Below are 12,607 nucleotides of genomic sequence, written 5' to 3' on the forward strand. Positions count from 1 at the left end.
GTTTATTGAGGATTTAGATTATAACTAAAAACATATTAAAAAATAAAAAAATGGCAGATACAATTGAAAAAAACGTAACCCGTGGCGGTCAGTTTTTGGTTAAAGAAACAAAGTGCGAAGATATTTTTACTCCGGAAGATTTTTCGGAAGAGCAATTAATGATGCGTGACTCTGTAAAAGAGTTTGTGGACAAAGAATTATGGGCACACAAAGATCGTTTTGAGAAAAAAGATTATGCGTATACACAAGAAACCATGAAAAAAGCGGGAGATTTGGGCCTTTTAGGAGTTGCTGTTCCTGAAGCATATGGTGGATTAGGAATGGGATTTGTTTCTACAATGTTAGTTTGTGATTATATTTCAGGAGCAACGGGTTCATTCTCAACTGCATTTGGAGCACATACCGGAATTGGGACGATGCCAATTACATTATACGGTACAGAAGAACAAAAACAAAAATACGTTCCTAAATTAGCTTCTGGCGAATGGTTTGGAGCATATTGTTTGACAGAACCAGGCGCAGGATCTGATGCCAATTCCGGAAAAACAAAAGCCGTTTTATCAGAAGACGGAACGCATTACAAAATCACAGGACAAAAAATGTGGATTTCTAATGCAGGATTTTGCTCTTTATTCATCGTTTTTGCCCGTATTGGTGATGATAAAAACATAACTGGTTTCATCCTTGAAAACACACCAGATAACGGAATTTCAATGGGTGAAGAAGAGCATAAATTAGGTATTCGTGCTTCCTCTACGCGTCAGGTTTTCTTCAGTGAAACAAAAGTTCCTGTTGAAAACATGTTATCCGAAAGAGGCAATGGTTTTAAAATCGCAATGAATGCCTTGAATGTAGGTCGTATCAAATTAGCAGCAGCTTGCCTTGATGCACAAAGACGAGTGATTTCAGGATCTGTGAAATATGCAAACGAAAGAATCCAGTTCAACACTGCAATTTCTCAATTTGGCGCTATTCGTGCTAAATTAGCTGAAATGGCTACTAGTTGTTATGCAGGAGAAAGTGCTTCTTACAGAGCTGCAAAAGATATTGAAGACCGAATTATGGCTCGTGAAGGGGAAGGATCTTCCCATCAAGAAGCGGAACTAAAAGGAGTTGAAGAATACGCTATTGAATGTTCTATCCTTAAAGTGGCTGTTTCTGAAGATATTCAAAACTGTGCCGATGAAGGAATTCAAATCTTTGGTGGAATGGGATTTTCTGAAGACACTCCGATGGAAAGTGCATGGAGAGATGCGAGAATTGCACGTATTTACGAAGGAACGAATGAAATCAACAGAATGCTTTCTGTAGGAATGTTGATTAAAAAAGCCATGAAAGGTCACGTTGATTTACTTGGACCTGCATCAAAAGTGCAAGAAGAATTAATGGGAATTCCATCTTTCGATACTCCGGATTATTCTGAATTATTTGCCGAAGAAAAAGAAATGATTGGCAAATTGAAAAAAGCATTTTTAATGGTTGCCGGTGGAGCTGTTCAAAAATATGGCCCGGATTTAGATGCTCATCAACAGTTATTGATGGCAGCTTCTGATATTCTTATTGAAATTTACATGGCAGAAAGTACTATTCTTAGAACCGAAAAATTAGCCAAGACAGCAGGAGAAGCCAAAGTACAAGAGCAAATTGCAATGGCAAAATTATACTTATACAAAGCGGTTGATATTGTAACTCAAAAAGGTAAAGAAAGTGTAATTTCTTTTGCTGAAGGCGATGAACAACGCATGATGTTAATGGGCTTACGCCGTTTTACAAAATATACTAATATGCCAAATATTGTAGGTTTAAGAGAAATTATAACTTCAAAATTAGTAGCTGAGAATGAATATTGTTTCTAATTAGGATATCTTTTTTAGTTGAATTTACTTGTAAAAAAACCGTCATGTGCTAAAACAAGACGGTTTTTTATTGAATAAAAATTACTTAACTTGTTTTTTTTTCTATTGGTCTTATCTCTCCATAGTAAGAAATGGTACTTCGATTATTAGAGCTAATGGTAAGTGTTGCGCTACCTCCAAAAGAAACAGAAAGAAAAAGTGTATATATATCATTATCTCCCTTAACAACCGTTTTTATCTGATAGGCTTTTTTCTCTTTTTCAACAGTAAATTCTTTTGGGCTTCCTTCAAAATGTAACCCTCCATCCCTGCTATAAGCAACACCACTATAAGCTCTACCAAAAAAGGGCATTTCACTCTTAATTTTATCTGGCTTAAATTCCACGTAATTCGGATTCGTAGTCAAATCTATAGTTCTAAACCCTTGAGGCAAGGCTGTTCTTCCAATAAAAACAAACTCTTTAGAATTAACCAAAGCAGCTATTTGTTTTTCTTTTTCGATTTTACGTTCCCCTCTTAATTGTTTCTTACTTTTTTCCTGAGTATAACCTGCTGTTACAATCAGAAATAGAAACAGTACTAAAATTGACATTTTCGTTTTCATGTTATCCATTTTTAATATTTAGTTATAAGTATTTGATAATTGGTAACACTATTACATACATCCTCAAAAATTTAAGAAGATTTGGTTGCTATGAAATTCTGAATTTATTTTTTCTCAAAACGCATCATTGCGATATCGCCCATGATAAAATTCAGTGTTTTTCCATCTTCTGAAACTGAATAGGCATCTATTTTTTGAAGTGTTGCCATGTAAATATTCTCCCCTTCTCCGGGACAAAACATTTTGGTTACCGCCATTGGATCTTTGAAACTGATTGCATTTCCATCAACATTTAATTTCCCGGAATAACGGTTGCAACTGTTGCTTCCTGAAACGCTGTTCCCTTTCAAGTCGAAAGTGATAGTAGGTTTTTTATTTGGATATAATCCCTCGAAAGCTATTCTTGGTCCTGTTACATAATTTAACTCCCAAGTTCCTTCAAGCGAAGCTGTTTTACTCGTTGCTGTTTTTAATGAATTACAAGAAATAAATGCCAAACATACCATAGTTAGCACCAAAATTATTTTTTTCATATGATTGGTTTTAATTTTATACCTTCAAAAATAGAACAAAAACATTGCCAGTTTTTAGGTTAAAAAAAATATTACAAAAATAAAGAGTTTTAAAAATCGTTTCTCGAATTCCTAAAATCTCAGGAATTATAAATAATTTATTTCTTTTTAAGCTCTATCACCTCCACCTTAATTCCAACAGCATAAGCATTTGGAATAATTTTATTCCCATGTGCGTTGGCATATACTTTGGTGAATTCCGCACCAAAATATAAGATTATAGCCGAATAATACACCCAAATTAAAATAATAATGATTGAACCCGCAGCACCATAAACGGTTGCAACCGTTGAACTTCCTAAATAAAAACCAATGGCAAATTTGCCAAACATGAAGAAAAATGAAGTAAAACTGGATCCTATCAAAGCATCTTTCCAGTCAATATCCCCATCAGGTAATGTTTTAAAAATAATCGAAAACAACATTGTTGTAGTCGCAAATAAAATTAATGTATTGAAAATATAGAATATATAAACCGTTGTGTCAGGAAAATAAACAAGCAACCGTATATTAACAATGTCCATCACTGTATTTACCATCAAACTCACCATCAATAAAAAACCAACTGAAGCAATCATAGAAAAGGACATGAGTCTGTTTTTAAGAAATTTCACAATCCCTTTATTCGGTTTTGCTTTTAAACCCCAAATAAAATTGATAGAACTTTGAATTTCAGCAAATACTCCCGAAGCACCTATTAGCAACATAATTCCTCCAAATATCGTTGCAAATGTAACGCTGTCGGACAATTCAATATTCTTAATGGTTTCCTGAATTTGAATCGCAGCTTCATTACCAACCATTCCATTAATTTGACCAAAGAATCTTCCGGTAACCGCTTCTCTTCCAAAGAAAAAACTAAAGATAGACAAAATAATAATTAACAATGGAGGCAGTGAAAATATAGTGTAATAGGACAATGAAGCACTTAATTTTATGGCATTGTCATCGTCAAATTCATGATAGGTACGCTTGAGTAAACTCCAACTTGTCAGGGCAATTTCTTTATGTTTCATTTTTATTTTTTTATATTCATTCAAAAGAAAGAATTCTGATTTTCTGATTTTCATTTATTTACAAAATAACAATCAAATGTTATGACTCTATCAAATTCTGGTGCTTTCAAAATTACGAAGATAATGTTTACCAATTTGAAATGAATTTTACATAATTCCTTTAAAAAAGGAAGTAGTATTCTTTATGCTGAAGGAAATCAACAACCTATTATGTTGATGTGCTTACGTCATTTTAAAAATATACCAATATGCCAAATATTTTTATACTGATAGAAACAATAACAGCTAAATCCAAATACTTAGATTGAAACTTTTTCCAGTATAAACATAGTTTCTGTACAATTTATTAATTTGGAAAACCGCACTGTTTCCGAAAAATAAGATCTTTTTTTCAATACAAATTATATTTCATTAACTTTATAAAAAATTAATCCATTACTAATGAAAAAAATATTCTTATCCCTTGCCCTACTTATTGCTGTAGTCATTGGTTGCAAAACAAGCAGCGATTCAAGTGATTCTAAAAAATTAAACATCGTTTTCGAATCAAAAAGTAACAGTAATGTTACAGGCACAGCCACATTTGTTGAAAAAAATGGCACAGTAACTTTTGTTGCTAAATTAGCCGGATTAACTCCTGGTGTTCATGCAATACATATTCATGAGAAGTCAGATTGTACCGCTGCTGATGGAAGTTCTGCAGGAGGACATTGGAATCCAACTTTCAAAAAACACGGAAAATTAGGAGAAGGTGAAGCGCATAAAGGTGATATAGGAAATTTTACTGCTGATGGAAAAGGAAATGGAACTATAACTTTCACAACCAATGAATGGAGCATTGGTTCCGAAGATCAAACTAAAAACATTCTGGGAAAAGGGCTGATCGTTCATCAGGGAGCTGATGATTATGTTTCACAACCTGCGGGTAATGCTGGAGCCAGAGTAGCCTGTTCTGCTATTATTAAGTAGCTTTTTTTTAGATTTCAATTGGAAGATAAAGAGCACCTCTATTTTAAAAACACAAAAGAATGGCGGGATTGGTTGGACCAAAATCATCATTCTTCAAAAGGCGTATATCTAATTTTTTACAAGGTGAGTAGTGAATTTGAAAGTATGCGATGGGAAGAAGCTGTTCAAGTTGCCATTTGTTTCGGTTGGATTGATTCAACAGTAAGAAAAATGGACGAGGAGCGTCGGAAACAAGTTTTTTCCCCAAGAAAAGATAAAAGTGTTTGGAGTAAACTCAATAAAACGTATATCGAAAAACTCATCAAAAAAAATCTAATGCATGAAAGTGGGTTAGCAAAAATTGAAATTGCTAAAAAAAACGGCAGTTGGACTTCATTAGATGCGGTGGAGAATTTGATTATGCCATTAGATCTGGAAATGGCTTTTAGCAAAAATAGTTCCGCCTTCGAAAATTATAAAAATTTTAGTCCTTCCTATAGAAAAAGTTATCTCTATTGGCTTAACCAAGCTAAAAGAGCCGAAACAAGAAACAATAGGATAAACGAAATCATAAACTTTTGCACTCAAAATAAAAAATCTAGGGATTAATATTTAGCAATAAATAATTAAAACTTAACCTAAACTTTTCTAAGCAACCATAATAAAAAACATAGCTTTGTAGCTTCAAATTAAAACAATGATTAACCCTTCAGCATCAGGTTGGATAGATAAATTTTTTATAGAACAAAAATTTTCTAAGGAAACTGTTTCTAAAACTACTGATTCATTTTATCATAAAGTCAGAAATACCGGTTTTATTTACGGCCATATAATTGCATTTGAAACCGTAAATACAATTAATACCAAAGGATGGTTTAAGGAAGAGATTTCTAAAGTTGCATTATTAAACACTTTATACGACGTTTTTTGTCTGACCGACGAGGAAATTAGTTCTGAAAATTTCATTAAGCAGGTCGTTACTTTTTACAATCAAATGAATCCTGAGGGATTTAATTTATTTAAAAAAATAATGCCTAAACATTCTCTTTCTTTAACGCTGGAAAAAATAATTGATGAACGCGTCCAAACCAATGATACTGTCATCAGTAAAAATTTCTCCCATCTTGTAACGAATGCTCTATTGTTTATTGATATACTAGCTTTTCGCCAATATTTGATACATGGAGCAATTCCTGAAAAATACCTAAAAAAAATTGAAGAAACGATAGTTAATATCGTCACACTTGCCCTAAAAATTAAGTCCAATAAATCGCAATATGACGATCTGTTGATTAAACTTTTTGAAGCGTCAATTAGGTATAGCAAATTCTCCAGAGTTTCTGTCCAAAGTCTGGAAACACTTCAACTGGATTATTTTACAAATGAATTAGAAAAATATTATTTGATAGATATTGCTGGAATGGCACTGTGGAGTGATGGCAAAATCGAAAATGATGAAGCCTACTTTTTGCATTCATTAGCAGAAATTCTATCAGTTTCAGATGATTTTGTAGATCGGAGTATAAACTGCACTAATGCATTTATTACTAAACATAAAAAAGAGATTCCTTATTTTAATTATTCAAATCCTGTCAAACACTTTTATGACCAAACCACACAAAGTGTTGTTACGCTGATAAGCCGTAATAAAAACAGATTGATTAAGGAAATTGTTCAAAGCAAAGAATTAATGCTTTTATTAGCCTATTCCACTCGCAGGGATTTGGATGAAAAAGAAAAGAAAAAAGTAAAAAAACAGTTGTTGGAGATTTGCAAAACGATTCCTTCGTTGACTATCTTTTTACTTCCTGGCGGTAGTTTATTATTACCCATTTTGATAAAATTTATTCCTACACTTTTACCGTCGGCTTTTAATGAAAACCTAGACGAAAATGAATAAAAAAAATCGCCCGAAAGCGATTTTTTTATTAGAATTTTAATTTATATACATCATCCAAATCTTTATTAGAACTGATATTAACATCTAAATCAGTTACGAATCCAGAATTCAATCCGTATGCCCAACCGTGTAATGTTAATTCCTGTCCATTTTTCCAAGCTGCTTGCACAATAGAAGTTTTAGACAAATCAAACACCTGTTCCTTGACATTAATTTCTACAAAAGCATTAAATCGATCATTTTCATTAACTATAGAATCTAAATATTCATGATGTAAGCGGTATACATCTTTAATATGACGAATCCAGTTGTCAATGATGCCAATTGATTCATTTCCCATAGCTGCTTTCACACCTCCACAACCATAATGTCCACATACCAGTACATGCTTTACTTTCAAAACATTTACTGCATAATCCAGAACACTCAACATATTCATATCAGAATGTACCACCATATTGGCAATGTTTCTATGAACAAAAACTTCTCCTGGTTTTGCACCAACAATTTCGTTTGCGGGAACTCTACTGTCCGAACAGCCTATCCATAATAATGGTGGTGTTTGTCCTTTGGCCAAATCTTGAAAATAATTCGGATCACTTGCTAAAGAAGTTTCGACCCATTTTTTATTATTTTCTAATATTTTTTTATAAAAATCGCTCATAAGAAATGCTGTCTTTGTTAAATCAAATGTAAAATAAAATTAATCGTTTTATTTACCTAAAAAAAAACATTTTCCATTTTTCATATTATTTCACATTCGCTTTAATATTGTTATAATTCTTACCCCAAGAGAAAGTTACAATTAATTCAGATTCTGTAACAGCTACTTCTAAAACAGCTATTTTCGTTATCAGGTACTTTTTTTATATATTTTTCGTTCAAATGTAAACTTTAGCATCACTTTTAATCGAAAACACTATAGCAAAAAATTATAGTTTCACTAAATTTGCATCAGAAATTATTATAAACATGACAATCACTCAATTAAAATATGTCTTGGCTGTGGCCGAACATAAAAATTTCACTCTTGCTGCCGAAAAATGTTTTGTAACGCAACCTACTTTGAGCATGCAAATTCAAAAAATTGAAGAAGAGTTAAGTATTCAAATATTTGACCGAACAAAAAAGCCAATCCAGCTTACGGATATTGGACAAAAAATTGTCAATCAAGCTAAGAACATTGTTAACGAAGCCGACAGAATTCAAGATATTGTAGAGCAACAAAAAGGTTTTATTGGCGGCGAATTCAGATTAGGAATAATTCCTACTATTATGCCAACATTACTACCTATGTTTTTGAGTAATTTTATAAAAAAATATCCCAAAGTAAAGCTCATAATTGAAGAGTTAAACACGGAAGAGATTATTACAAAACTCAATAACGGACATCTTGATGCTGCTATTGCGGCAACTCCTTTGATGGAAGAAAAAATTAAAGAAATTGTCTTGTACTTTGAACCTTTTGTAGCTTATATCCCGGAGAGTCATCATAATTTCCAAAAAGAAGAAATAGAAGTCTCTGATTTGAACTTAGATGAGATTCTACTATTGCAGGACGGACATTGTTTCCGTGATGGAATTTTGAACTTATGCAAAAATACAGGTAAAAATGAGATTAATCATTTTCAAATAGAAAGCGGAAGTTTTGAAACTTTAATAAAATTAGCCGATGAAGGCTTAGGAACTACATTATTACCTTATTTACATACATTAGATTTGAAAGAATCTGACAAAATAAAACTACGCCATTTTAAGGAACCAAAACCTGCACGAGAAGTCAGCTTGATTTTCCCAAAAAGCGAATTAAAGATTCAGATAATTGATGCACTTAGAAATACAATTGCAGGTGTCATAAAAGGAGCAATCGTTTTTCAAAATGTTCAAATTATTAGTCCTCTTCAGAAAAAATAAAATAAAAAAAGGAACCAATTTCAGGTTCCTTTTTTTTTATGAATTTACGATAAGTAAACATTGTTTTAATTCTGGCTTTCCAATCGTGAAATTTAGTAACCACTCTCGCAATTGTTCCATTTCGTATGGCAATAATGTTTTAATCGCTTTTTCTAATTCTTTGCAAAAAAGCATCGGGTCAAAACTTACTCTTTCAAGTACTGATTTTGTGTAATCGAACATAATTTTCGACATAATAAATTAAGATTTGGGTTATCAATTTTTATTAACTATTGTAAAAATACATTTTTTTAATACACAACATGACTAATTAACATTCTTTTTTATTTTTTTTTTCAACTATAAAAAAGCAATTTATAAACTATAAATCTCCGTGTTTTATTATTTTTTTTTGGCACGAAACATTTCTCTTTTCCCAGGAGGGCCTTCTAGTTTCTCGACAGTAAAGCCTACTTCTATCATACTCCTTTTTACAACACCTCGAGCTGCATAAGTAACCAAAACTCCTTTTGGTTTAAGGCTATTATACATTTTTTTAAAAATTTCGGTACTCCATAATTCCGGCTGAACTCTATATCCAAAAGCGTCAAAATAGATTAAATCAAATTTTTCTAAATCATCAATTTCTTCAAAAAATTGTTTTCTTTTTGTCAATAAAAAATCATTGCTCAAAACAATCTGTTCTCCCCAATTACTTTCATGCATTTTTTTAAACACAGCACTTTCACTGCCCGCATTCAGCTCATCAACATAATTCATAGATACAACTTCCTCTGCTGATATCGGATAGGCCTCCACTCCTACATAATCGATCGATTGATTCATTTTTCGTGCTTCCAGAAAAGTGATAAACGCATTCAAACCTGTTCCAAAACCAATTTCTAAAATAGAAATTTGTCTGTTTTGAAATAAAGACAATCCATTTTTGATAAAAACGTGTTGCGCTTCCTGTATTGCCCCGTGTTTAGAATGATAACATTCATCCCATTCCTGTAAATGAATAGTTGTGGAACCGTCAAGTGTTTGGATTATTTCTCTTTTCAAAATTATAATTTGAGGTTGTTCTTAGTTTAATAGCTTTATCAGACGGTCAAATTTAATCAAAACTAAAACGTAATAGTCTCAAAAAATCTATATTTTTTATAAATTTCATATAAATTGACTCTATTTATTTCCATTTTTTAAAATATAAACAAATCACAGTTAAATGCTATAATTAATGGAATAATCATAAGTATTTCAGTGATTTTTATTTAATTTTGCAAACATTAAAGTTCGCTTTGTAAAAAACCAAAGATTTTAATACTCAAGCATATCACTTATAAAAAATAAAAATAAACAATACCTTATTATGAGTACAACTCAAACTAGCAAAATTGAAATAATTAAAGCTCCTACTTCAAAAATAAATGAAGTAGATTTTGAAAACTTAAGCTTTGGTTCTGTTTTTACAGATCATTTATTCGAATGTGATTTTAAAAATGGGGAATGGCAAAAACCGGTCATTAAGCCTTACGCTCCTTTTTTGTTAGATCCGTCTACAAGAGTTTTTCATTATGGCCAAGCTATTTTTGAAGGTATGAAAGCATACAAAGATGACAATAATGACATTTGGCTTTTTAGACCTGATGAAAATTACAACCGTTTCAATAAATCTGCTGTAAGAATGGCTATGCCAGAAGTTCCGGAAGATGTATTTATGAATGGTCTAAATCAATTGTTACAATTAGATGAAGCTTGGATAAAAAAAGGAAAAGGAAATTCCATGTATATTAGACCGTTTATGATTGCTACAGGCACTGGAGTAATTGCAAATCCATCAGATGATTATAAATTCATGATTATTTTGTCTCCTGTATCAGCTTATTATTCTGGTGATGTTAAAGTACTTATTGCGGAACATTTTAGTAGAGCTGCAAATGGAGGAATAGGAGCTGCAAAAGCTGCCGGAAATTATGCTGCGCAGTTTTACCCTACCGACTTAGCTAATAAAGAAGGATTTCAACAAGTAATTTGGACTGATGATGCAACGCATACCAAACTTGAAGAAGCAGGTACAATGAATGTATTTTTTAGAATAAACGACACTTTACTAACTGCTCCTGTAAGCGAAAGAATTCTTGATGGTGTAACCCGAAAAACGCTAATTGATTTAGCAAAAAGTGAAGGCATAAATGTAGAAATTCGTCCCGTTTTAGTTTCAGAACTTGTTGAAGCTTCTGAAAATGGAACTTTGAAAGAAATATTTGGAGCCGGAACCGCTGCGGTGGTAAGTCCAATTTCTGGATTCTCTTATAAAGATGTTTATCATGAATTACCAAAAATTGAAAACGCTATAGCATTACAATTAAAAGATAAATTGACCAATATCCAAAATAAATTGGAGGAAGATACTTTTGGTTGGACTGTTAAAGTGTAAATTTCCTAATTTCTAGATTTATAAAAAAAGCGATTTTCATACTGAAAATCGCTTTTTTTATGCTTTGCATAACTATCAAAGTTAATGTCTTCGTGTCTTTACTCGAGTTTTGGATTAAATTCAGATTTATATTTCGGTTTATCACTTTTCATTCAAGTACAAGACCAACTTCAAATTAAAAACTAATACCCAAATCCGGCAAAACCGCTTTTATGAGTTGGCATTATTCATTTCTTTTAGCTGATTTCTCCACAATGTGTGTAAAATTCATAGGAAAAATAAATCATAGCCAATATTATCAAAAGTAAATTAATTAAAAAAAGGAGTAAAAATTCTTTTGAGAATTGCTTCTTTTCGATTTTTCTTTCGGCAACATAATTAACACCCGTTATTACAATTAGATAGAAAATCATTATTGGAATGAGTTCTACGATTATATTCCAAATTAAATTCATAATGTTATCGCAATCTGGAAATCTGACAATAAGTGCATAAGATAAAAACACAAACCAACTCATTAAACAAACTCCGGCAAAGTTCAATAAATACTTTATAAATTTCATCAGCTTCATTTCTTGATAATGTTTTTCTGTGCATTTTTGGTAAGCTTGCTCATAACTTGGTTATTTATATGAATGTTTCATAACTGCAATCTGTAAACTGCTATATATTATCCAGTATTTTAGAAAAATCTGGTTTGAAATAATTAGGCCCCTTCATTACTTTTCCATCTTCTCGGTAAATAGGTTTTCCATCTTCGTCCAACTTACTCATATTACTGCGTTGAATTTCGTCAAAAACTTCTTCTATTTTATGTTGCAAGCCATGTTCAATAATAGTTCCACACAGAATATACATCATATCGCCAAGTGCGTCTGCAATTTCTACTAAATCATTATTTTGAACTGCTTCCAGATATTCTTCGTTTTCCTCTTTCATCAAGTTGTAACGAAGAGTGTGCTTACTTTCTCCTAAATCGGCCGTAGGAATTTCACTATGCCCTATTTTAAATGCAGTATGAAATTCCTTAACTGAGTTTATTTGTTTTTGCATATTTTTATTTTATTAAATGAAAAGGCAAATTAGTAACTATTTCTAAACAATTAACTAAATTTGCCTGAAATAATTTAAAATATGTTTAGTCAAGGACAATTAGTGTTTGCAGGCTGTTTTTTTGTTGCTTTTGTTATTGCAGCAATTTATGCCTACCGAAAAGATTTAAGAATACATAAAGAGTTTTATAAAGGTAATTACAAGATATTAGTAGGTTTCTTAATTTTTATTGGAATTCTGTTTATGATAAAAATATTTTTTAAACGTTAAAATCTTTATTTTGGAATAAAAAATAACCTCAAATAGCGTCTAACTTTTTGGGGTC

Annotated in this window: 14 protein-coding genes; 7 read left to right on the forward strand and 7 right to left on the reverse strand. The window is 31.8% G+C overall.

Going from position 1 to position 12,607, the window contains the following annotated elements:
- Nucleotides 1-50 precede the first annotated feature (50 nt).
- Nucleotides 51-1,856 carry an acyl-CoA dehydrogenase family protein gene (locus ACM55F_RS08730; protein WP_416853418.1) on the forward strand — a complete coding sequence of 602 codons (1,806 nt, stop codon included), beginning with the start codon at nucleotides 51-53 and terminating at the stop codon, nucleotides 1,854-1,856.
- An 85-nt stretch (nucleotides 1,857-1,941) separates the two neighbouring features.
- Here the strand turns inward: ACM55F_RS08730 and ACM55F_RS08735 are convergent, their stop codons facing one another.
- The 3 genes from ACM55F_RS08735 to ACM55F_RS08745 all read right to left on the reverse strand — a co-directional run bounded on the left by ACM55F_RS08735 (nucleotide 1,942) and on the right by ACM55F_RS08745 (nucleotide 4,048).
- Nucleotides 1,942-2,460, reverse strand: coding sequence for a DUF4251 domain-containing protein (locus ACM55F_RS08735; protein ID WP_416853419.1), 519 nt, complete (start codon nucleotides 2,458-2,460; stop codon nucleotides 1,942-1,944).
- A gap of 104 nt (nucleotides 2,461-2,564) precedes the next feature.
- On the reverse strand, nucleotides 2,565-2,993 hold the full coding sequence (locus tag ACM55F_RS08740) for an META domain-containing protein (RefSeq protein ID WP_416853420.1): 429 nt from the start codon (nucleotides 2,991-2,993) through the stop codon (nucleotides 2,565-2,567).
- Between the two features lie 137 nt (nucleotides 2,994-3,130).
- Nucleotides 3,131-4,048: a YihY/virulence factor BrkB family protein gene (locus tag ACM55F_RS08745; RefSeq protein ID WP_416853421.1), complete on the reverse strand. Its 918-nt coding sequence runs from the start codon at nucleotides 4,046-4,048 to the stop codon at nucleotides 3,131-3,133.
- Between the two features lie 441 nt (nucleotides 4,049-4,489).
- Between ACM55F_RS08745 and ACM55F_RS08750 the strand changes: the two genes are divergently transcribed.
- From ACM55F_RS08750 to ACM55F_RS08760, 3 genes are all read left to right on the forward strand, one after another.
- Complete coding sequence (locus ACM55F_RS08750; RefSeq protein WP_416853422.1) at nucleotides 4,490-5,017, forward strand: superoxide dismutase family protein; 528 nt, start codon at nucleotides 4,490-4,492, stop codon at nucleotides 5,015-5,017.
- An 18-nt stretch (nucleotides 5,018-5,035) separates the two neighbouring features.
- The gene (locus tag ACM55F_RS08755; protein WP_416853423.1) at nucleotides 5,036-5,605 is read left to right on the forward strand and encodes a YdeI/OmpD-associated family protein; all 570 of its coding nucleotides are present in this window, start codon (nucleotides 5,036-5,038) and stop codon (nucleotides 5,603-5,605) included.
- Between the two features lie 88 nt (nucleotides 5,606-5,693).
- Nucleotides 5,694-6,896 carry an LETM1-related biofilm-associated protein gene (locus ACM55F_RS08760; RefSeq protein ID WP_416853424.1) on the forward strand — a complete coding sequence of 401 codons (1,203 nt, stop codon included), beginning with the start codon at nucleotides 5,694-5,696 and terminating at the stop codon, nucleotides 6,894-6,896.
- Nucleotides 6,897-6,924: 28 nt separating this feature from the next.
- On the opposite strand, the gene can is transcribed toward ACM55F_RS08760, so the two are convergent.
- On the reverse strand, nucleotides 6,925-7,560 hold the full coding sequence (can, locus tag ACM55F_RS08765) for a carbonate dehydratase (protein ID WP_416853425.1): 636 nt from the start codon (nucleotides 7,558-7,560) through the stop codon (nucleotides 6,925-6,927).
- 308 nt (nucleotides 7,561-7,868) lie between these two features.
- Here can and ACM55F_RS08770 point away from each other — a divergent pair, with 308 nt between their 5' ends.
- The gene (locus ACM55F_RS08770) at nucleotides 7,869-8,810 is read left to right on the forward strand and encodes a LysR substrate-binding domain-containing protein (RefSeq protein WP_416853426.1); all 942 of its coding nucleotides are present in this window, start codon (nucleotides 7,869-7,871) and stop codon (nucleotides 8,808-8,810) included.
- A gap of 36 nt (nucleotides 8,811-8,846) precedes the next feature.
- Here the strand turns inward: ACM55F_RS08770 and ACM55F_RS08775 are convergent, their stop codons facing one another.
- The gene (locus tag ACM55F_RS08775; RefSeq protein WP_143388061.1) at nucleotides 8,847-9,044 is read right to left on the reverse strand and encodes a hypothetical protein; all 198 of its coding nucleotides are present in this window, start codon (nucleotides 9,042-9,044) and stop codon (nucleotides 8,847-8,849) included.
- A gap of 147 nt (nucleotides 9,045-9,191) precedes the next feature.
- The gene (mnmC2, locus tag ACM55F_RS08780; RefSeq protein WP_143388060.1) at nucleotides 9,192-9,854 is read right to left on the reverse strand and encodes a tRNA (5-methylaminomethyl-2-thiouridine)(34)-methyltransferase MnmC2; all 663 of its coding nucleotides are present in this window, start codon (nucleotides 9,852-9,854) and stop codon (nucleotides 9,192-9,194) included.
- A 307-nt stretch (nucleotides 9,855-10,161) separates the two neighbouring features.
- Between mnmC2 and ACM55F_RS08785 the strand changes: the two genes are divergently transcribed.
- On the forward strand, nucleotides 10,162-11,229 hold the full coding sequence (locus ACM55F_RS08785; protein WP_143388059.1) for a branched-chain amino acid aminotransferase: 1,068 nt from the start codon (nucleotides 10,162-10,164) through the stop codon (nucleotides 11,227-11,229).
- Nucleotides 11,230-11,892: 663 nt separating this feature from the next.
- On the opposite strand, the gene ACM55F_RS08790 is transcribed toward ACM55F_RS08785, so the two are convergent.
- Complete coding sequence (locus tag ACM55F_RS08790; RefSeq protein WP_143388058.1) at nucleotides 11,893-12,282, reverse strand: pyrophosphohydrolase domain-containing protein; 390 nt, start codon at nucleotides 12,280-12,282, stop codon at nucleotides 11,893-11,895.
- Nucleotides 12,283-12,363: 81 nt separating this feature from the next.
- On the opposite strand from ACM55F_RS08790, the gene ACM55F_RS08795 reads away from it, so the two are divergent.
- A complete protein-coding gene (locus tag ACM55F_RS08795) occupies nucleotides 12,364-12,552 on the forward strand; it encodes a hypothetical protein (protein WP_143388057.1) in 189 nt (62 codons plus the stop codon).
- Nucleotides 12,553-12,607 lie beyond the last annotated feature (55 nt).

The sequence above is a fragment of the Flavobacterium melibiosi genome, from assembly GCF_048158545.1.
Taxonomy (GTDB): Bacteria; Bacteroidota; Bacteroidia; order Flavobacteriales; family Flavobacteriaceae; genus Flavobacterium; species Flavobacterium melibiosi.

What these genes read in the sequence shown, in the direction of transcription:
- ACM55F_RS08730 (WP_416853418.1), top strand. Translation starts at nt 51, where the DNA reads ATGGCAGATACAATTGAAAAAAACGTAACCCGTGGCGGTCAGTTTTTG.
- ACM55F_RS08735 (WP_416853419.1), bottom strand. Translation starts at nt 2,460, where the DNA reads ATGAAAACGAAAATGTCAATTTTAGTACTGTTTCTATTTCTGATTGTA.
- ACM55F_RS08740 (WP_416853420.1), bottom strand. Translation starts at nt 2,993, where the DNA reads ATGAAAAAAATAATTTTGGTGCTAACTATGGTATGTTTGGCATTTATT.
- ACM55F_RS08745 (WP_416853421.1), bottom strand. Translation starts at nt 4,048, where the DNA reads ATGAAACATAAAGAAATTGCCCTGACAAGTTGGAGTTTACTCAAGCGT.
- ACM55F_RS08750 (WP_416853422.1), top strand. Translation starts at nt 4,490, where the DNA reads ATGAAAAAAATATTCTTATCCCTTGCCCTACTTATTGCTGTAGTCATT.
- ACM55F_RS08760 (WP_416853424.1), top strand. Translation starts at nt 5,694, where the DNA reads ATGATTAACCCTTCAGCATCAGGTTGGATAGATAAATTTTTTATAGAA.
- can (WP_416853425.1), bottom strand. Translation starts at nt 7,560, where the DNA reads ATGAGCGATTTTTATAAAAAAATATTAGAAAATAATAAAAAATGGGTC.
- ACM55F_RS08770 (WP_416853426.1), top strand. Translation starts at nt 7,869, where the DNA reads ATGACAATCACTCAATTAAAATATGTCTTGGCTGTGGCCGAACATAAA.
- ACM55F_RS08775 (WP_143388061.1), bottom strand. Translation starts at nt 9,044, where the DNA reads ATGTCGAAAATTATGTTCGATTACACAAAATCAGTACTTGAAAGAGTA.
- ACM55F_RS08785 (WP_143388059.1), top strand. Translation starts at nt 10,162, where the DNA reads ATGAGTACAACTCAAACTAGCAAAATTGAAATAATTAAAGCTCCTACT.
- ACM55F_RS08790 (WP_143388058.1), bottom strand. Translation starts at nt 12,282, where the DNA reads ATGCAAAAACAAATAAACTCAGTTAAGGAATTTCATACTGCATTTAAA.
- ACM55F_RS08795 (WP_143388057.1), top strand. Translation starts at nt 12,364, where the DNA reads ATGTTTAGTCAAGGACAATTAGTGTTTGCAGGCTGTTTTTTTGTTGCT.